The 21,917-nt window shown below is 74.0% G+C and carries 2 protein-coding genes; both read right to left on the reverse strand.

The genetic code is table 11. From position 1 onward, the window contains the following. Positions 1-2: 2 nt before the first annotated feature. Positions 3-12,371: an amino acid adenylation domain-containing protein gene (locus AB0P03_RS13600; RefSeq protein ID WP_363628892.1), complete on the reverse strand. Its 12,369-nt coding sequence runs from the start codon at positions 12,369-12,371 to the stop codon at positions 3-5. Next, the gene (locus AB0P03_RS13605) at positions 12,358-21,909 is read right to left on the reverse strand and encodes an amino acid adenylation domain-containing protein (protein ID WP_363628893.1); all 9,552 of its coding nucleotides are present in this window, start codon (positions 21,907-21,909) and stop codon (positions 12,358-12,360) included. Before AB0P03_RS13605 ends, AB0P03_RS13600 begins: the two co-directional genes overlap by 14 nt. Positions 21,910-21,917 lie beyond the last annotated feature (8 nt).

The raw sequence follows: 21,917 nt of genomic DNA on the forward strand, positions 1-21,917 counted from the left end.
GCTCACCGCCCCGCCGCGTGCCCGGCCATCGACCGCAGGGCGGCCAGCAGGTCCTGGGCGAGCCGTTCCACGGTCTCCCTGTGGTGCACGTTCCGGGAGTAGTACCAGCTGAGTCGCAGGCTTCCCTCGCTCAGCGCGCCGACCACCTCGAGCAGGTGGTCGATCTCGGCGTCCGGGCTGCGGTCCCGGCCGATCGAGGAGTGGAAGGCGTGGTAGAGCACGCCGTCGCCGCCCCCGCCCACCGGGTCGGCCTGGCCGTGGTAGTTGAACACCACCTGCGCGGTGGCGGGGGCCGGGCCGGTCGACTCCTTCAGGTGTCGCAGGGCGCCGTGGCCCAGGCCGTTGCCGGGCACCGCGCGCACCTGGCGCCGGACGTACCGGGCCAGGGCCGGCCAGTCACCGTCCTGCTCGGGGAGCTCCAGCGCGACCGGGTAGAGCGTGGTGAACCAGCCGACGGTACGGGAGAGTTCGAGGCCGTCGAAGATCTCCTCGCGGCCGTGCCCCTCCAGGTCGATCAGCACCTGGCGCTCACCGGTCCACCCGCCGATGGTGCGGGCCAGGGCGGCGAGGAGCAGATCGCGGGGTGAGGTGCGCAGCCTCCCGACCGCGCGCTGGAACCGCGCGGTCTCCTCCGGCTCCAGGGCCACCGTCACGGCGTCGACGGAGCCTCCCAGGTTCGGCCCGTCGCCGTCCCGGGGAAGGTCGGCAGCCGGCGGGACGGCCGCCCAGTACGGCGCCTCGTGGTCGAAGCCGCCGTCCACGGTGTGCTGCCGCAGACGCTCCGCCCAGCGGCGGAAGGAGGCGCTGCGCGGCGTGGGCCGGCCCGGCCCACCGGTCCGCGCGCACTCGTAGGCGGTCTGCAGGTCGTCCAGCAGGATGCGCCAGGAGACCGCGTCCACCACCAGGTGGTGGGCGGTGAGGAACAGCCGCGGCCGACGGCCCGCGCCGAGGTCGAACAGCAGGGCCCGCAGCAGCGGCCCGGCCTCCAGGTCCAGTGCGGCGTCCGTTTCACCGGCCAGCCGGTCCATCTCCGCGAGCTGGTCCGGCTCCAGACGGTCCGACAGGTCGTGCCGCTGCAAGAGGTCGACGACTCCGACGTCGACCGTGTACTGCCGCCATCCCTCGCCGGTGCGCCGGTAGCGAAGGCGCAGCGAGTCGTGCCGGGCGGGCAGTTCGGCCAGGGCGCCGCGCAGGGCCTGCTCGTCCACCCCGTCGACCAGCTCGATCAGTACCGACTGGGTGAAGTGGTGCGGGGCCACCGGGTCGGCGCCCAGGAAGGCGGCCTGGATCGGCGTCAGCGGCACGTCGCCCGCCGACGGCTCGTGCTGGTCCGGCTCGGCGGCCGTCTCGGGGACGACCACCGTGGCCAGTTGGGCAATCGTCGGGTTCAGGAAGAGGTCCCGGGAGACCACCCGCAGTCCCGCCCGCCTGATCCGGTGGACCAGTTGGATGCTCAGGATGGAGTCGCCGCCCGACTCGAAGAAGTTGTCGGTCACTCCGACCCGTTCGAGGCCGAGGACGTCCGCCCAGAGCTCCACGAGGGTCCGCTCGGTGTCGCTGCGCGGGGCCGTGTACTCGCCCTCCGGGATCTCGGCCGGCCCGGGCGCGGGCAGCGCCCGCAGATCTACCTTGCCACTGGGTGTCAGCGGCATCTCGTCCAGCACCACGACGGTCGCGGGGACCATGTAGTGCGGCAGCGACTTCCGTGCGAGCGCCCGCAGTTCGGCGGGGTCGGGCATGCTGGCCCCGACCCCGGCCCCGGTGGCGTAGGCCACCAGCTGAGGCAGGCCGACCGGGCCGGGCCGCACGACCGCGACGGCGGCGGCCACCGCCGGGTGCCCCTGCAACAGCGCCCCGATCTCGCCGAGTTCGATCCGGTAGCCGCGCAGCTTGACCTGGTCGTCGCTCCGGCCGAGGAACTCCACCGAGCCGTCCGCCCGCCGCCGGGCGAGGTCACCGGTGCGGTACATCCGGTCGCCGGGGGCACCGAACGGGTCGGCGACGAAACGCTCGGCGGTGAGTGCGGCCCGGTTCAGGTAGCCCCGGGCGAGCTGGCGGCCCGCCAGGTAGAGCTCGCCCGGCAGGCCGGCCGGGACGGGCCGCAGGTACGGGTCGAGCAGGTATGCCCCGGTGTTGGCACCGGGGCGGCCGATGACGGGGCGGCCGGGGACGACCGGCGCGTGCAGGCTGTCCACCGTGCACTCGGTGGGGCCGTAGCAGTTGTGGGCCGTGACGCCGTCGGCCTCGGCCAGCCGGCGCCACAGCCGGTCGCCGACCGCCTCGCCGCCGAGCAGGACCAGTCGCGGCCGGTGCCCCGCACCGGCCAACAGCCCGGCCGCGATCAGCTGTTCGGCGAAGGTCGGGGTGAGTTCCAGGTGGTCGATGCGATGCTCGGCGACGTACGCGACCAGCGCCTCCGGGTCCCGCCGTACGGCCTCGTCCACGACGTGGAGTTCACCGCCGCAGGCCAGCAGCAGCAGACCGACCAGCGAGCTGTCGAAGGAGAACGTGGTGGTGAGCGCGGACCTCAGCCCGACGGTCGGGCCGAACAGCCGCTCCCGGTGGTCGAGCAGGAGGTTGGCCAGGTTCCGGTGCTCGACCAGCACGCCCTTCGGCCGCCCGGTGGAACCGGAGGTGAAGATGAGGTAGGCCGGGTGCTCGGGGCGCAGCGGCTCCGAGCGGTCCGTATCCGTCGGGTCCTCGGCGGACAGCGCCGACAACTCGGCCAGAACGGACGGGTCCTCCAGATTGAGTACCGGCAACTCCTTTGTCATACCTGGCAATTCACCGATGACCAGCATCGGATTCGCGTCTTCCGCCATGAACCCGACCCGCTCGGCAGGAAGTTCGGGATCGACGGGGAGGTACGCGGCACCGGCCTTCAGCACCGCGAGCACCGACACGACAGTGCTCGCGGCCCGGGTGCCGGCCACCGCGACCAGCCGCTCGGGGCCGACGCCCCGCGCGATCAGCAGGCGTGCCAGCCGGTTCGCCCGGGCGTTGGCCTCGGCGAAGGTCAGCGCCCCGTCGGGGCCGACCAAGGCAGTCAGCCCGGGGGTCTCGGCGGCCTGCCGCTCGAAGCCCTCGACCACGCCGACACCGGGCCCGCGCAGCTCGGGGCCGGGCAGCGCCGGGCCGGAGGCTCCCCCGGCGAGCATCGGCAGGTCCGCCAGGCGGCGGTGGCCGGTGACCACGCCGGTCAGCAGCACGCCCAGGTGCTCGGCCATCGCCGCGACGGTGCCGGGGTCGAACAGGGCCGTGCTGTAGCCGATCGCCGCCTTCAGCCGCCCCTGCTGCTCGTAGAAGTTGAAGCTCAGGTCGTGGCTGACCTCGGAACTGACGAGTGGGGTCGGCTCGACCTGGATGCCGGGCCACCGGATCTCGCCCGAGCGGTCGGCCTCCAGACCGACCATGACCTCGACCAGGGCGTTGCGGCTGGGGTCGCGCTCCGGCCGCAACGTCTCGACCAGCTGATCGAAGGGCGCCTCCTCGTGGACGAAGGCCTCCAGGACGGTCTCCCGCACCTGGCCGAGCAGTTGCGCGAAGGACAGCGACTCGTCGACGGTCGTCCGCAGCACCACCGTGTTGACGAAGAACCCGACCATGTCCTCCAGTTCGGGGCGACCACGGCCGGAGGTCGGGGTGCCGACGGCGACGTCCCGCGTCCCCCAGTACCGGGACAGCAACACCTGGACGGCGGCGACCAGGGCCATGAACAGGGTGGCGCCCTGCTGCTGGGCCACGGCCCGGAGCCGGTCCGCCAGCGACTCGGGGACGTCGAGGGCGAGCAGTCCCCCCGCCGTCTCCCGGACGGCCGGACGCGGCCGGTCCGTGGGCAGCTCCAACGGGGCGAGGCCGGCCAGCCGGTCCCGCCAGTACTCCAGGTGGCGGTGCTGCTCCGGGGTGTCCAGCCGCTCCCGCTGCCAGGCCGCATAGTCGGCGTACTGCACCGGCAGCGGCGGGAGGACTGCGGCGGTCCCGTCCGTCGCGGCGATGTAGCAGGCTCCGAGGTCGCGGGCCAGGACGTCCATCGACCAGCCGTCGGTGGCGATGTGGTGGATGACCAGCGCGAGCAGGTGCCGGTTCGGACCGGACCGGGCCAGCGCGGCCCGCATCACCGGGCCGCCGCGCAGATCGAACGGCTGCCCGATCCATCGGCGCAACCACTCCTGCGCGGCGGCCTCGGCGTCGCCCGCGGCCGCCTCGCCCGGCTCGAACAGCAGGAGTTCGGGCTGTTCGGCGGGCCGGACCAGCTGGACCCCCCGGCCGTCCACGGTGCGGTAGACGGTGCGCAGCGGCTCGTGCCTGGCGACCAGGGCGGCGAGCGCCGTGCGCAGCGCGTCCACGTCCAGCTCGCCGTCCAGCCGCAGCCCGAGCGCGGTGTTGTACTCGGTGCCTTCCGGTGCGAAGTCGTGCAGGAACCACAGCCGCTGCTGGGCGGAGGAGAGTGGCAGGGGGCCGCCTCGGTCGACCGGCACCGGGCCGGCCGATTCCGCGACGGTCTCCTGGTCGAGCCAGGCGGCCAGTCCGGCGACGGTGGGCGTGTCGAACAGTTGGCGTGGCGACACCGCGAGCCCGAGGGCGGCCCGGATGCGGGAGATCACCCGGATGCTCAGGATGGAGTCCCCGCCGAGCTCGAAGAAGCCGTCCTCGACGCCGACCCTGGCGACGCCGAGCACCTCCGCCCAGATCCCGGCCAGCAGCCGTTCGGTGTCGGTCCGCGGCGCCGTGTACGGGAGGTCGGCGGCGTCCGGGGCGGCCGGGGAGGGCAAGGCCCGCCGGTCGACCGTGCCGCTGGGGGTCATCGGCAGGGCGTCCAGCACCACGTAGGCGGTGGGCACGGCCGCGACCGGCAGGCTCTCGGCGAGAAAGGCCCGGAACTCCGCGGGCTCGGGCACCGGCCCTCCGGCGGCTACGACGTACCCGACCAGGCGGCCGGGGCCGGTGTCGTCCTTGCGGACCGCCGCGGCGGCGGAGTGCACGCCGGGGTGGCGGGCCAGGGCTGCCTCGACCTCGCCGAGCTCCACCCGGAAGCCACGGATTTTCACCTGGTCGTCGGCCCGGCCGAGGCACTCGAGGTTGCCGTCCGCCCGGCGGCGGACGAGGTCGCCGGTCCGGTACATCCGGGCGCCGTGCGCCGGGACGAAGGGATCGTCACGAAAGCGCTCGGCGGTCAGCTCGGGGCGGTTCAGGTAGCCCCGGGAGACACCGTCACCGGCGATCCAGCACTCGCCCACCACCCCGGTCGGCACCGGCCGCAGGTCCCGGTCCAGCACGTAGATCCGGGTGTTGGCGAGCGGGCGTCCGATCGGCACGAAGGCCGTGTCGCCCAGCGGGTCACCGCCGAGCTGGAACACCGTGGAGTCGACCGTGGTCTCGGTGGAGCCGTAGGCGTTGACCACGACGGTGCCGGGGGCGAGCCCGGTCAGCACCTCCGCGGCCGCGTCCGCGGGCCAGCCCTCGGAGCCGACCATCAGCACCTTCAGCGCCTCCGGCCTGACCCCGCGCCAGCCCAGCTCGGCAACCAGGGCGCGCGCCAGGGTCGGCACCGTGATCATGAGCTCGGACCGGTCGGCCAGCAGCAGATCGGCCAGCGCGACCGGGTCGCTCACCGACTTCGAGGGGCAGACCGTCATCGTGCCGCCGAACAGGGTGGCCAGCAGGAAGTCCGCGAAGAAGAGGTCAACCGAGAGGCTGGAGACCGAGAGCACCCGAGGCCGGAGCGCGGTCAGACCGTAGCGGGCGTCCCAGCCGTTCACCATGTGGTAGACGTGCCGGTGCTCGACCATCACGCCCTTGGGCCGGCCCGTGGTGCCGGACGTGTAGATCACGTAGGCGAGGTCGCCCGGGGTCACCCCGCTCACCGGCGCCGTCTCGGGCAGGCTCGCCAGCACCTGCCGGTCGTGGTCCAGGCAGACCGTCCGCGCCTGGTGCCGGGCGACCCGGTCGAGCAGCCGCTCCTCGGTGACGACCACCGGGACGTCGGAGTCCGCGAGCATCTGGCTCAGCCGCTGCGCCGGGTACTCCGGGTCCAACGGGACGAACGCGCCGCCGGCCTTCTGCACCGCGAGGAGTGCGACCACCGCGTTCACGCCGCGCGCGACGCAGACGCCCACCAGCACGCCCGGAGCCACTCCGAGGCCGCTCAGGTGGTGCGCCAACTGGTTCGCTCTCACGTCAAGTTGACGATACGTCAGGCACTCGTCCTGGTCGGACACCGCAATCCCGTCCGGCGTGCGGGCGGCCTGTTCGGTGAACAGCTCGGGTACGGTGCGCGGCCTCGGCAGGTGGGTCGCGGTGTCGTTCCACTCCACCAGCAGCCGCCGACGCTCGGCCTCGGTGAGCACGGGCAGCTCACCGACCGCGGTGTGCGGCGCCGCGGCGAGCGCGTCGAGCAGGGTGGTGAGGTGCCCTGTCATCCGGGCGACGGTGTCGGGGTCGAAGAGCGCCGGGTCGTAGCCGATCGCCAGCTGGAACTCCTCGCCCGCGTGGGCGGTGAGGGTCAGCGCGTAGTTGGTGTGCTCGTCCCCCCGGTACGCGCCCACCCGCAGCCCCGACCTGGCCGCCTCCGCCTCGTCGTACGGGTAGTTCTCGAAGACCACGATGCTGTCGAAGAGGCCGTTCGGGCTGCCGCTCCAGCGCTGGACGCGGGCCAGGTCCACGTGCTCGTACTGGCGCGCCTCCACCTGGGCCGCCTGCAGGCCGCGCAGCCACTCGGCGGCCTCAGCGGTGCCGTCGACCGCGACCCGGACCGGCACGGTGTTGATGAACAGCCCGACCATGGCGTCCGCGCCCGGCAGGGTCGACGGGCGGCCGGAGACCGTGGCGCCGAAGCACACCTCGGTCTCGCCGCTGTAGCGCGCGAGCAGGACGGCCCAGGCTCCCTGGACCAGCGTGTTGACGGTCAGCCGGGCGGCCCGGGCCGCCTCGTACAGCCGGGCGGAGCGCTCCGGGCCGAGGCAGATCCTCTCCTCGCGGGAGGAGCGGGTGTCGTGCGCCCGCACCGGCTGGCGGTCGAAGAGCAGCGGAGTGGGCACGGTGAACCCGTCCAGCGCGCCGCGCCAGTACCGTTCGGCCTCGGCATCGTCCTGCCCGGCCAGCCACTGCACGTAGTCACGGTACGGGCGGCGCACCGTGGCGGCACCGGCCGGACCGCCGGTGAGCAGGGAGTACTCCCGGAAGACGTCGGACAGCACCCCGGCGAAGCTCCAGCCGTCCAGCATCATGTGGTGGGTCGACCAGAACACCTCCACCTCATCGCCGGAGAGCCGGACGACAGCCACCCGGATCAGCGGTGCACTGACGAGGTCGAGGCTCCGCCCCGTCCGCTCGGCCCACAGCCGCTCTAGCTCGGCCGACCGCTCCGCCTCGGGCAGCGCCCGCAGATCGAGCTGGTCGACGGGCACCCGGACGTCGGCGTGCACCACCTGTAGCGGCTCGGCGACGTCCTGCCAGACCACGGCCGTGCGCAGCACCGGGGTTCGGTCCACGACCCGCTGCCAGGCCCGGGCCAGCGCCGCCACGTCCCCGACCCCGCCGAGCCGGACGCCGAAGTGTCCGGTGTACATGTCCCGGCCGGCCTCGGAGAGCGCGTGGAAGAGCATGCCGCTCTGGGTCGCGGTGAGCGGGTAGATGTCCTCGACCGAGCGGCCGTCACCGGCCAACCGGTCCACGGTGGCCTGGTCGAGTGCGGCGAGCGGGAAGTCCGAGGGGGTGCAGCCGCCCGCGCCCGGGGTGGCGCAGTGCTCGACGATCTCCCCCAACGCGGCCAGGAAGGCGTCGGCCACCCTCCGCACCGTCCCCTCGTCGTGCAGCTCACCCGAGTACGCCCAGTGGAACTCCAACCGCCCGTTCGCGACCCAGCCGTTGACCTCCAGCAGTTGGTGGCGGGCCTGGCCCGCGCTGCGCTCGTGCCCCTCGACGGGCAGCCGGCCGAGGAAGAGCTCGGACTGCGCCGTCCCCGCGTCGAGCCGGCCCAGGTAGTTGAAGCTGACCCCCGGCTCGGTGGCCGTCGCACCGCCGTCCGTCCCGCCCAGGCGGCGCAGGGCGCCGTAGCCGAGGCCGTTGGACGGCACGGCGCGCAGCTGCTCCTTGACGGCCTTCAGCACCTCGCCCCAGCCCGCTCCGACCGGGGCGGTCAACACGGCGGGGAACAGCGTGGTGAACCAGCCGACCGTCCGGGAGAGGTCGACGTCGGCGAACAGGTTCTCGCGGCCGTGGCCCTCCAGCGCGACCGCCACGGTACCGTCTCCGGTCCAGTCGGAGACCGCCCGCCACAGCGCGCTGAGCAGGACGTCGTTGACCTGGGTCCGGTAGACGGCCGGCACCTTGCGCAGCAGCGCGTCGGTGCGTTCGGCGTCCAGTCGTACCGAGACGGTGCGCACCGACCCCGCGGTGTTCGCTCCGGCGTGGTCGACGGGAAGCGGGGACGCGGCGGCGACGGCCGTCTCCACCCCGGCCCAGTGCTCCGGTTGGTCGGCGAAGCCGCCGGCGCGGGTGTGCTCCCCGAGCCGGGTGGCCCACTCCTGGAAGGATGTGCTCCGCGGCGGCAGGACGATCGGCTCGCCCCGGCGGGCCTGCCGGTAGCCGGTCTCCAGATCGGCGAGCAGGATCTGCCAGGACAGCGCGTCGACCGCCAGGTGGTGGACGACCAGCAGCAGCCGCGGCCGACGGCCCTCGCCGAGCCCGAGGAGCCGGGCGCGCAGCAGTGGCGCCTCCGCCAGGGCGAACCCGGTCTGCGTCCGCTCGACGAGCTCCCGGACGGCGGCCTCCTGCTGCTCCGGCTCCAGGCCCGCGAGGTCGACCCGCTCGAAGTCCTCGCCGCCGTCGGCCGCATGGTGCAGCCGCCACCGCCCGTCGGTCCGACCGGCCCTCAGCCGGAGGGCGTCGTGGTGCTCGACCAGCGCGACGAGCGCCGAGCGGAGCGCCGCCTCGTCGGTGCCGTCGGCCGGCAGTTCGAGGAACACCGCCTGGTTGAACCGGTCGAGACTGTCCTCGAGGTGCTCGAAGAACCAGTGGTGGATCGGGGTCAGCGGCACCTCGCCGCTCACCGGGCCGCGCCGCGCCGCGGCTTCGGGCCGCCCGTCCCCGGCCGCCTCGGCCGCCTCGGCGGCGAGTTCGGCGATGGTCTGGCGCAGGAAGGTCTGCCGGGCGGTGATCCGCAGGCCCGCCTCGCGGGCGCGGGCGACCACCTGAAGGCTGAGGATGGAGTCGCCGCCGTGGTCGAAGAAGTTGTCCTCGACGCCGATCTCCTCGACCCCGAGCAGCTCCTGCCAGATTCGCGCGAGCGTCTCCTCGACCGCGTTGCGGGGCGCGACCCGGGCCGCGGCGGCCGGGTCACGGCGCAGGTCCGGATCGGGCAGGGCCCGGCGGTCGACCTTGCCGTTGACGTTCAGCGGCAGGCGGTCCATCAGGACGAACGCCGCCGGGACCATGTACTCGGGCAGCTGCTCGCGGGCGTGGGCGCGCAGCCGCGCCGCGTCGGGACCGTCGGCCTCGACGACCAGGTAGGCGACCAGCCGGCGGGTACCGCGCTCGTCCTGCTTGACGGCCGCCGCGACGGACGTCACCGCAGGATGCCGGGCGAGCACGGCCTCGACCTCGCCGAGCTCGATCCGGAACCCCCTGAGTTTGACCTGCTCGTCGCCCCGGCTCAGGTAGTCGAGCGTGCCGTCCGGCAGCCACCGGGCGCGGTCCCCGGTGCGGTACATCCGGGTACCGGACGCACCGTACGGGTCGGCGACGAAGCGTTCGGCGGTCAGGCCGGGCCGGCCCAGGTAGCCGCGGGCCAGAGCGTGCCCGGCCAGGTAGACCTCGCCGGGGGCGCCGGCCGGCACCGGGCGGAGCCGGCCGTCCAGCACGCGCACGCGGACACCGGGCAGCGGGCGGCCGATGGGCACGGGGCCGTCGCCGAGGGCGGCCGGGTCCAGCGGGTCGCTGAACGTCGCGCAGACGGTCGACTCGGTCGGCCCGTACGCGTTGATCATCCGGCGCCCGGCCGACCAGGTGGCGGCCAGCGCGGGCGGGCACGCCTCGCCGGCGACGATCAGCGTCAGCTCGGCGGGGATCCGCTCCGCCGGGAGCGCCGTCAGGGCGCTCGGCGGCAGGGTGACGTGGGTGACCCGGTCCCGGGCGATGAGCGTGGCCAGCGGTTCGCCGGGCACCATCTCGTCCTTTCCGGCGACCACCAGGGCGCCGCCGGAGAGCAGGGCCATGCCGATCTCGGAGAAGGCGGCGTCGAAGCCCGGCGAGGCGAACTGCAGCACTCGCGAGCCCGGTACGGTGCCGAAGCGGGCGGACTGGCCGGCCACCAGGCCGTGGACGCCCGCGTGGGTGACCACCACGCCCTTCGGGCGCCCGGTCGATCCCGAGGTGTAGATGACGTACGCGGGGTGCGCCGGGAGCAGTGCCCCGGCCGGCTCGGGCGCGGTATCCGGGAGCGCGGCGATCTCGGCGGTCGTCCGCGGCGCGTCCAGGGCGATCACCGCCGCCGCCGTCGGGAGCCGGTCCGCGGTGGCGGCCTCGGTCACCAGCAGGACGGGCGCGGCGTCGCCGAGGACCAGGCGCAGCCGCTCCTCGGGGTGGTCGAGGTCCAGCGGCAGGTACGCGGCGCCGCTCTTCAGGACGGCCAGGATCGCGACGACGGCCGCCACCGACCGGGGCAGGCCGATCGCCACCAGCTTCTCCGGGCCGGCGCCGTGGGCGATCAGCAGGTGCGCCAAGCGGTTGGCCCGCCCGTCGAGTCCACGGTAGTCGAGGGTCTCGTCGCCGCAGATCAGGGCCGGCGCGGACGGGTCGCGGGCGAGCTGGGCCGCGAAGAGCTCCGGTACGGTCCGGGGCTCGCGCCCCTGCCCCGTGCCGCTCCATTCCTCGGTGAGCCGGTGCCACTCGTCCGGGCCGAGCATCGACAGCCCGGCGATCGGCTCGCCGGGCGTCCGCGCGATCGAGGTGAGCAGGGTCACCAGGTGGCCGGCGATCCGTTCCACGGTCCGTGCCGTGAACAGGTCGGTGTTGTATCCGAGGTAGCCGGTCAGCGCGCCCGACCGCTCGAAGAAGTCGAAGGAGAGGTCCATGCTGCTGGTGACCACCGGCGGATCGACGTCCTCGATCCGCAGGCCCGCGGGCGCCCCCGCGGGCTCGGGGGTGTTGTGCAGGTTGACCGCCACCTCGGCCAGCGGCGGCCGGCTGGAGTCGCGCTCCGGCCGGAGCACCTCGACGACCTGCTGGAACGGGATCTCCTGGTTCGCGAGCGCGGCCAGCACGGTCGTCCGTACCGAGTCCAGCAGTTCGGTGAACGGCAGGTCCTCGTCGATCCGGCCGCGCAGCACCAGGTTGTTGACGAAGAAGCCGACCAGTTGCTCGGTCTCCGTCCGGGCCCGGCCGGAGACCGCGGTCGCCACCGCGACGTCGGGTCCCCCGGTCCAGCGGGACAGCAGCAGATGGACCGAGGCGACCAGGGTCATGAACAGGGTGGCGCCACCGCTCCGGCCCACCTCGCGCAGCCGGGCGGTCAGCTCGGCGGGCACCTCGAACTCGTGGAGCCGGCCGGCACCGCTGCGCACGGGCGGCCGAGGACGGTCGGTCGGCAGGTCGAGCGGGGCGAGGCCGTCCAGCCGCTCCCGCCAGTACTCCAGCTGACCGCCCAGTTCCGTACCGGCCGCCCGGTCCCGCTGCCAGGCGGCGAAGTCGACGTACTGGACGGCGAGTTCGGGTAGCTCGGCCGGCCGACTGTCGGTCTCGGCGGAGTACAGCGCGGCCAGGTCGCCGACCAGGACGCCAAGCGACCAGCCGTCGGTGACGATGTGGTGCATGCTCAGCACCAGGACGTGCTCGCGCTCGTCCAGTCGCAGCAGGCGAGTCCGGAACACCGGGCCGGTGCGCAGGTCGAAGGGGCGCCTCGCCTCATCCAGCAGCCCGGCCCGGACGGCGGCCGCCCGCTCCTCGGCGGGCAGGGCGGCGAGATCGGTCACCGGCAGCGGCACCTCCTCGGCCGGCCGGACGTGCTGCAGGCCGATCCCGTCCACCGCGTCGAAGACCGTGCGCAGCGACTCGTGCCGTCGCACCAGACGGTTCAGCGCGGTGTGCAGCGCCGGCACGTCGAGCGCGCCCGTCAGCCGCAGCGCCCGCAGGGTGTTGTACTCGATGCTCTCCGGGTCGATCTCGTGCAGGTACCAGAGCCGCTGCTGGGCCGAGGAGAGCGGTGAGCCGCCCTCCCGGGAGACCCGGGTGATCCGGTCCTGCTCCCAGTCGTCGAGCGCCTGGCCCATCAGCCGGCCGCGCAGCAGCTCCTGGAGGTGGGCCGGCAGCGCGGCGATCCGGGCCTCCCTCGAGGCGGTGCCGTCCACGGTGCCCTTCCGGTCATGCCCTGCCATGCGTACCGCCTCCGACTGCTTCTTCCAGGCTGATCAAGATCTTTTCCTCCAGGACGTCCGCGAGGGCGGCCACCGTCGGCCGGTCGAAGAAGTCCGCGGGCGAGAGCTCGACACCGAACACTCCCGCCATCCGCGACATGAGGCGCAGGCTGGTGATGGAGTCCCCGCCGAGGTCGAAGAAGTCGTCCTCGACCCCGATGCGCTCGGCGTCGAGCACCTCGGCCCAGATCCGGGCCAGCGCCTCCTCGGTCGGAGTGCGCGGCGCCAGGTAGCCGACCGCCACGGTGTCCTGGCGGGTCGGCGCAGGCAGCGCCCGGCGGTCGACCTTGCCGGTGGGGTTCAGCGGCAGGGCCGTCAGAACCACGAAGGCCGAAGGCACCAGGTGGCCCGGCAGGACGGCGGCAGCCGCCCGGCGCAACCGCGCGGCGTCCGGCGCCGGCCGGTCGGGCACGGGCACCACGTAGGCGACCAGGCGCTTGTGCCCGGACTCCTCTGCACGGGCGACCACCACGGCCTCGCCGACGCCGTCCAGGCCGAGCAGCGCGTTCTCCACCTCGGCCGGCTCGATCCGGAACCCGCGGATCTTCACCTGCTGGTCCGCCCGACCGGCGAACTCCAGCCGCCCGTCGGCGTTCCAGCGCACCAGGTCGCCGGTGCGGTACAGCCGGGCTCCGGGCGGGCCGAACGGGTCGGCGACGAACCGTCCGGCGGTCAGCGCGGGCTGGTCGAGGTAGCCCCGCGCCAACGCGACCCCGCCGATGTACAGCTCGCCGATGACGCTCACGGGCACCAGCGAGAGACGGGCGTCCAGGACGTACGCCCTGACGTTGGGCGCGGGCGTGCCGAGCGGGACGGTGCGGTGCCCGGCGCCCGGCTCGACCGGGAACATGGCGACCGCCATCGCGGTCTCGGTCGGGCCGTAGACGTTGAACAGGCGTCGGCCGTGCGACCACTCCTCGGCGAGCTCGGGCGGCAGGACGTCACCGGCCACGCCCAGCACGGCCAGGTCCGGCAGCGCGCCCGGGTCCAGCGCGGGGAGCAGGGCCGGCGGCACGGTCAGGGCGGTGATCCGGTCCTCGCGCAGCTGCCGCTGCAGCACCTCCGGGCTCTGCACCGCGTCGGGCCGGGCCAGGACCAGGGTCGCCCCCGCCACCAGGGTCTTGAAGACGTCCCAGACGCCGCCGTCGAAACTGAGCGTGTAGAACTGCAGGACCCTGCTCCCGGGGCCGAGCCCGTAGGCCCGGCCGGCCGCCAGGACGATGTTGTACAGCGAACGGTGCTCGATCATCACGCCCTTGGGGCGGCCGGTGGAGCCCGAGGTGAACATCAGGTAGGCGAGGTCGCGCGGGCCCGCCCCGGCCTCCGGTGCGGTGTCCGGCCGGGCCGAGATCGCCGCGTCCTCCTCCTCCGGGCACACCACGACCATGCCGGGCCGGGCGAACCCGTCGGCCAGGTCGCGCCGGGTCAGCAGCACTGGCGGACCGGCTTCGGCCAGCATGGCGTTCAGTCGCTCCGGCGGGAAGTCGGGGTCGAGCGGCAGGTAGCCGGCCCCGGCCTTCAGCACGCCGAGGATGGCCGCCACGGCGTCCACCCCGCGATCCAGCGCGATCCCCACCACGTCGCCCCGGGCCACTCCCAGCGCGGCCAGGTGGTGGCCGAGCCGGTTCGCCCGCCGGTCGAGTTCGGCGTAGCCGACGACGGTGTCCCCGGCCACCATCGCGGCGGCGTCGGGCTGCCGCCGCGCCAGCTCGGCGATCACCTGTTCCACCCTCCGGTCGAGCGGATCGGCGGTGGTGGTGCCGCTCCACTCCTGCCCGAGGCGGTGCCGCTCGGCGGCGGTGAGCACCGGCAGCCGGCCGAGCGCCCGGTGCGGGTCCTCGGCCACGGCCGCGAGCAGCACCTCCAGATGCCCGGCCATCCGCTCGACCGTGGCCGCGTCGAAGCACTCGGGGTCGTAATGCAGCAGCAGCGAGAGCCGCTCCTCGGCGTAGGCGACCAGGTTCAGCGGAAAGTTGGTGCCGCTGCGCGCCTTGATGCCGCCGAGCTCCAGGCCGAAGTCGGCTGCCAGCCGGTCGTCCACCGGGTAGTTCTCGAAGATCACCACACTGCCGAACAGCTCCGCGTCGCTGTGCGGCGCCACCCACTGCTTCAGCCGGGCCAGCGGCACCTGCTCGTACTGCCGGGCCTGGGCCTGGCTTTCCTGCAACTGCCTCAGCCAGTCTGCCAGTTCGGCGCCAGGGTCGACCAGGACGCTGACCGGGAGGGTGTTGATGAACAGGCCGATCATGTCGTCCACGCCGTCCAGCTCGGCGGACCGGCCGGACGCCGTGGCGCCGAAGCAGACCTTCGCCTCACCGCTGTAGCGGGCCAGGAGCAGCGCCCAGACCCCCTGCAGCACGGTGTTCAGCGTCACCCTGACCTCACGCGCCACGCCGTACAGCCGCTCGGACAGCTCAGCCGGCAGTTCGAGCGCCACCTCGGCCGAGGAGGCGCTCCGGTGGCCCACCGCCGGCGGCCGGTCGAAGGGCAACGGGGTCGGCGACTCCCAGTCGGCCAGCACGCCGCGCCAGTACTCCTCGCCCGCCCCGGGCTCCTGTCCGCGCAGCCAGGCGACATGGTCGCGGAACGGACGGCGCCGCTCGGGCGTCCGGCTCCGGCCCCCGGCCAGGGCGGTGTACTCGGCGAGCACCTCCGCCAGCAGCCGAGCCGCGCTCCAACCGTCCAGCAGGACGTGGTGGAAGGTCCAGAACACCCGGACCCGGCTGTCGTCGAGCGCGGCGACGGCGATGCGCATCAGCGGCGCGCCGGCGAAGTCGAGCCCGCGCTCGCGGTCCTCGCGCAGACGCTCCTCGACCGCCGCCCGGTGCCCGGCGCCGTCCAGCCGCGTCCAGTCCAGCCGCACCACCTCGAGCGGGGCCCGGGTGTGCACCACCTGCAGCGGCTCCGGGAGGCCGTCCCAGCGCAGCGCCGTGCGCAGCACCGGCGTCCGGTCCACCACGCGCTGCCAGGCGGGGCCGAGCAGCTCCGGGCGCCGGACGCCGGACAGCTCGAAGTGGTTCTGCTCGAGGTACAGACCGCGCCGCTCGTCCACCAGGCTGTGGAAGAGCATGCCGCTCTGCATCGGGGTGAGCGGATAGACGTCCTCGACCTGCCGGCCGTCACCGACCAGCCGGTCCAGCGCCTCCTGGTCCAGCCCGCTCAGCGGGAAGTCGGACGGCGTACGGCCGCCGGCCCCCGGCTCGGCGCAGTGCGCGACGAGCGCGGCGAGCGCCTCGGCGTACTCCGCGGCCAGCCGTTCGACGGTCTCCCGGTCGTGCACCTGCCCGCCGTACTGCCAGGTGAACTCCAGCCGGCCGTCCCGCACCGCACCGACCACGTCGATCAGGTGCAGCCGGGCGCCCTCACGGTCCTGGTACAGGCCGATCTCGGAGACGCTCCGGAACAGCCCTCGGGGCGCGGCGGCGCCGAAACGGCCGAGGTAGTTGAAGCCGAACTGCGGCAGCGGGTCGGACGCCAACTCCGGCGCCCGGACGGTGCGCCGCAACGCGCCGTAGCCCAGCCCGCGACCGGGCACGGCCCGCAGCTGCTCCTTGACCGACTTCAGCAGGCCACCGGGGCCGGCCTCGTCGGCGGCGGCGTCCAGCAGCACTGGGAAGTACGAGGTGAACCAGCCGACCGTGCGGGAGAGGTCCAGGTCGGCGAAGAGCTCCTCACGCCCGTGCCCCTCCAGGGCGATCACCGTACGCGGCCGACCGGTCCACCGGGCCAGGACCGGCGCGAGGGCGGCCAGCAGGACGTCGTTCACCTCGGTGCGGTAGACCTCGGGAACGCCCTTGAGCAGCGCCTCGGTGGTGGCGGCGTCGAGCCGGACCCGCACCTCCCGGGTGCCGGCGACCAGATTCGGCCCGGCCGCGCCCGGCGGCAGTTGGTGCTCGGCGTGCTCGAAGACCGGTTTCCAGCGGGCGAGTTCGCCGTCGAAGTGCCCGTCTGCCGCCAGCCGGGCGAACCTCCGTGCCCAGTCCCGAAACGAACCGGTGCGCGCGCCGAGGTCCACCGGGTCACCGGCCAGCGCCTGCCGGTACGCCGTCTCCAGGTCCTCCAGCAGGATCCGCCAGGACACCCCGTCGACGACCAGGTGGTGCACCGTCAGCAGCAAGCTGGCGGGCCGGCGCCCGGCGGTGAACAGGACGGCCCGCAGCAGCGGGCCCCGGGCCAGGTCCATGGCATGCTGCGCGTCCTCGGTCACGGCGTCGACCAGGGTCGCGGCCTCCGCATCCCCGAGCCCGGCGAGGTCCACGGTGCGCAGCAGCCCGGCGGGCTCCTCGGCCGCGTTCTGCTGCGACCAGCGCCCGTCGGCCCGGTCGAAGCGCATCCGCAGGACGTCGTGGTGGTCCAGCACGGCCGCCACCGCCGTCCGCAGCGCGGACTCGGACGGCGCCTCGGCGAGTTCGACGGTGACGAACTGGTTGAAGGCCACCGCGCCCTCGCTGTGGACGTGCTCGAAGAACAGGTCCTGGATCGGCGTCAGAGGCGCCGGACCCTCCACCCGGCCGGTTCCGGGCGACGCCCCGGCCGGCTGTCCCGGCTCCAGCCCACCCGCCAGCTCGGCGATGGTCGGCCGGCGGAACACGTCCTTGGAGGTGAGCCTCAGGCCCGCCTGACGGGCCCGGGCGACCACCTGAAGGCTGAGGATCGAGTCGCCGCCGAGGGCGAAGAAGTTGTCGTGGACGCCGATCTGCCCGGCGCCGAGCACCTCGGCCCAGATTCCCGCCAGCGTACGCTCGGCCCCGGTCGCCGGCTCGACCGGCTCGACCTCCCCCGCCGGGGCCGGCTCCGGGGCGGGCAGCGCCCCCCGGTCGACCTTCCCGTTGGGGGTGAGCGGCATCCGGTCGAGGACCACGAAGACGTCCGGCACCATGTACCCGGGCACCAGCTCCCGAAAGTGCGCGGCGAGTGCCTCGGTCCGCAGGTCGGCACCCGGCTCGGGGGTGACGTACGCGACCAGCCGACGGCCGTCGGCGGCGAGTGTGACCGCGCTCTGCGCGACCCGGGGCACGGCGCCGAGCAGGCTCTCGATCTCACCGAGCTCGATCCGGAACCCGCGCACCTTGACCTGGGTGTCCATCCGGCCGAGGTAGTCGAGCGCCCCGTCCGGGCGGCGGCGCACCAGGTCGCCAGTGCGGTACATCCGCGCGCCGGGCGGACCGAACGGGCAGGCGACGAAGCGTTCGGCGGTCAGGCCGGGCCGGTTGAGGTAGCCCCGCGCCAACCCGGCGCCCGCCAGGTGCAGTTCGCCGGGCACGCCCACCGGGACGGGCTGCCCGTACGGGTCGAGCACGTAGGCGCCGGTGTTGTCGACCGGCGTGCCGATGCCCGGCGGTCGACCGTCCGACTCCCCGGGCGCCACCTCGCCGGCCGTGCCGACCACCGTGACCTCGGTCGGCCCGTAGTTGTTGACCAACCGGAACGGCAGCCCCGGCGCGGGTCGGCGGTGCAGCACGTCGCCACCGGTGAGAACGGTGCGCAGGGCGGTGCCGGCGAGGGCGGGCTGGTCCAGCAGGACCTCCGCCAGCGGGGCGGGCAGGAAGCAGACGGTCGTCCCCCTCCGGGTGAACCAGTCCACCAGGGCGGACGGGTCGTCCAGGACGTACGGCTCCGGCAGGTCGACCCGGGCGCCCGCGGTCAGGTAGGGCCAGAGCTCCCACTGCGCCGCGTCGAACCCGAGCCCCGCCAGCTGGCAGGCCCGGTCGGCGGGCCCGACGCGGTACGCCCGGTTGTGCCAGGCACAGAGGTCGGCGAGCGAGCGGTGCGAGACCATCACGCCCTTGGGCACACCGGTGGAGCCGGAGGTGTAGACGATGTACGCCAGGTCGTCCGGCTCCACCCGGACGTCCGGCTCCGTCTCCGGTCGGCGTGCGATCTCCGGCCAGGTGCGGTCGAGTTCGACCACCGGCGTCCCCGACGCCGGAAGCCCCCCGGCGGTGGCGGAGGTGGTGAGCAGCACCGGAGCCCCGGTGTCCTCGACGACCAGGCGCACCCGCTCGGCCGGCAGATCGGGGGCGAGCGGCACGTAGACCCCGCCCGCCTTCAGGACGCCGAGCATCGCCACCAGCAGCAGCGGGTCCCGCTCCATGGACAGCACCACCGGCACGCCCCGGGCCACGCCGTGCTCCACCAGGTAGTGCGCCAGCCGGTTGGCCCGCTCGTCCAGCTCGGCGTACGAGAGCAGCCGCTCCCCGGCGCCGACGGCGATCGCCGACGGCGCCCGACGGGCCTGCTCCGCGAACCGGTGGTGCACCCCCCGCACCACGTCGTGGTCGGCGGCGGTGTCGTTCCATCCGGACAGCAACTGCTCGCGCTCCGGGCCGGTCAGCAGCGAGAGTTCGAAGATCCGCCGGTGGGGGTCGGTGCCGAGCTCGGTGAGCAACGCCCGCAGCCGGTCGGCCATCCGCTCGATGGTCCGCGCGTCGAACAGGTCGGTGTTGTACTCGACCATGACGTCGAGCGCGCCGTCCCGCTCGGTGAACTCCAGGGTGAGGTCGAGCACCGCCGCCCGGCGCGGCAGGTCGAGCCACTCGCTGCGGATCCCGGCGAGGTCGAGGGCTCCGGCCGGGGCGTTCTGCAGCACCACCATGGCCTGCACCAGCGGGGTGAGGCTCGGGTCCCGCTCCTCGCAGAGCTCGTCCACCAGGTGCTCGAACGGGATGTCCTGGTGGGCGAAGGCACCGAGCACGGTCTCCCGTACCTGGGCCAGCAGCTCCGGGAACCCGGCCCGCCCGTCCACCTGGGAGCGCAGCACCACGGTGTTGATGAACGAACCGACCAGTTGCTCGAGTTCGCGCCGGTCACGACCGGAGACGGCCGTGCCTACGGCGATGTCCGACTGGCCGGAGAGCCGGGCCAGCAGTACCTGGCAGGCCGCGACCAGGGTCATGAACAGGGTGGCGCCGTTCGCCCCGCCCAGTGCCTTCAGGCCGGTCACCACGCTGTGGTCGACCCCGAAGCGGTGCACGGCGCCGGCCGAGGTGCGCACGGCCGGGCGCGGCCGGTCGAACGGCAGCTCCAACGGCGTGAGTCCGGCCAGGCGGTCACGCCAGTAGTCGAGCTGCTCCGCCGCGTCCGCACCGGCCGCACGGTCCCGCTGCCAGACCGCGTAGTCGGCGTAGCCGATGCGCAGCGGCTCCAGCGCGGCCGGCCTCCCTTCGCAGGCGGCGGTGTACAGGGCGCTCAGCTCGTCGGCGATCAGCCCCATCGACCAGCCGTCGGTGGCCAGATGGTGAACGCCGAGCACGAGGACGTGGTCACGCTCGCCCAAGCGGACCAACAGCGCCCGCAGCACCGGTCCGGTGCGCAGGTCGAACGGCCGGTCGGCCTCCTCGGCCAGCAGCCGCTCCAGTTCCTCGGCCCGCTTCCTCGCGGACAGCGTCGAAAGGTCGGCCACGGTGAGCGGCACGTCCGCCCCGGGTGCCGGGGCGACCACCTGGAAGGCCTCCCCGTCCTCGGTGGAGATCGTGGTGCGCAGTGGCTCGTGACGCTCGACCAGCTCCACCAGGGCGCGTCGCAGCGCGTCCGTCCGCAGGGCGCCGCGCAGCCGGTGGCCGACGTGCACGTTGTACGCCGCGCTGTCCGGATCGAACTCGTGGAAGAACCAGAACCGCCGCTGGGTGGAGGAGAGCGGCAGCCTGCCGTCCCCGGCCACCGACTCGATCGGAGCCGCCGCGGCCGACGCCGCCCGGCCGTCCGCCAGTTCCGCGATGGTCCGCGCCCGGAGCAGCGCCCGGACGGTCAGGTCCCAGCCGAGCTCCGCCCTGATCCGGGAGATCGCCCGGACCGCGGACAGCGAGTCACCGCCGAGTTCGAAGAAGTCGTCGGTGACCCCGACCTCGGCCAGCCCCAGCACCTCGCGCCAGACCACGGCCAGCATCTCCTCGACGGGATCGCGCGGTGCGACGGACTCCGCCTCCACACTGTCCTGTCGGGTCGGCGCCGGCAGGCTCGCGCGGTCGAGCTTGCCGTTGGTGGTGAGCGGGAACCGCTCCATCACGTGGAAGGCCGCCGGGATCATGTAGCCGGGCAGCCGGTCGGTCAACAGCTCGCGCAGCCGCGACGGCGGCGGCACCTGGGCGGTCGGCTCGCCGGGCACCAGGTAGGCGACCAGCCGGCGGTCTCCCGGGCGGTCCTCACGGACCAGCACCGCGGCCCCACCGACGGTCGGTTCGCGCGTCAACGCGGCCTCGATCTCCCCGAGTTCGATCCGGAAGCCGCGTAGCTTCACCTGGTCGTCACCGCGCCGCAGGTACTCCAGACCGCCGTCGGCGCGCAACCGCACCAGGTCGCCGGAGCGGTACATCCGCACGCCCTGCCCGCCGAACGGGCAGGCCACGAAACGCGCCGCGGTCAGGTCGGGCCGGTTCGCGTAGTTCCGGGCGAGCCCGGGGCCGGCCACGTACAACTCGCCTGCCGCCCCCGGCGCCACCGGGCGCAGACCGGCGTCGAGCACGTGGAAGGTCAGGTCGGGGATGGCCGTGCCGATGTCGCTGCCGGCGGCCGCGGCGGCCCCCTCGGCGTCGAGCGTGATGAAGGAGGCGTGCACGGTGGTCTCGGTGATCCCGTACATGTTGACCAGGGTCGGCGCCGTGTCGCCGTGGCGCTCGTACCACTCACCAAGCCTGCCGAGGTCCAGCGCCTCCCCGGCGAAGACCACCCAGCGCAGGGCCAGCCGGGCGCTCAGCTCCGGTTCGGCGCGGTCGGCCGGCATCAGCTGGTAGAAGGCCGACGGGGTCTGGTTCAGCACCGTGACCTGCTCGTCGACCAGCAGCCGCAGGAAGTCGGCGGGCGAGCGGGTCACCTCCTGCGGCACGACCACCAGCCGGCCGCCGTGCAGCAGTGCGCCCCAGATCTCCCAGACCGAGACGTCGAACGCGAAGGAGTGGAAGAGCGGCCACACGTCCCGCTCGTCGAAGCCGTACCAGTGCGCGGTCGAGGCGAACAGCCGCACCACGTTGCCGTGCGGGATCACCACGCCCTTGGGCCGCCCGGTGGAGCCCGAGGTGTAGATGACGTACGCGGGGTTCTCCGGGCTGCGCCCGGCCGTCGGCAGGGCCACCGACGCGGCCGCAGCCACCGCCCCGGCCGTGCCCGGGTCGTCGAGGGCCAGCCAGGAGGCACCGGACGGCACGCCGGCGAAGCCCTCGCCCACCTCGGTCGTGGTGAGGGTGAGCACCGGCCGGGCATCCTCCAGCACGTGGGCGATCCGCTCGGCCGGGTACTCGGGATCGATCGGCAGGTAGCCCGCACCGGACTTGAGCACCGCGAGGATCGCCACCAGCATCTCGGTCGACCTCGGCAGCAGCAACGCCACGAACCGTTCGGGGGCGGCACCGCGATCGACCAGAAGCCGTGCCAACTCATCTGACCTGGAGTCGAGTTCGGCGTAGCTGAGCGACTCGCCCCGGTACGTCAGGGCCGTCCGATCCGGCGTCCGAGCGGCCTGCTCGGCGAACAACTGGTCCAGGCAACGCTCCTGCGCCACACCCATCGGTACTA

This window comes from Kitasatospora sp. NPDC088779, from assembly GCF_040685395.1.
Lineage (GTDB): Bacteria > Actinomycetota > Actinomycetes > Streptomycetales > Streptomycetaceae > Kitasatospora.

Excerpts from the sequence above, each read along its gene's own strand:
- AB0P03_RS13600 (WP_363628892.1), bottom strand. The coding sequence starts at position 12,371 with ATGGCAGGGCATGACCGGAAGGGCACCGTGGACGGCACCGCCTCGAGG.
- AB0P03_RS13605 (WP_363628893.1), bottom strand. The coding sequence starts at position 21,909 with ATGGGTGTGGCGCAGGAGCGTTGCCTGGACCAGTTGTTCGCCGAGCAG.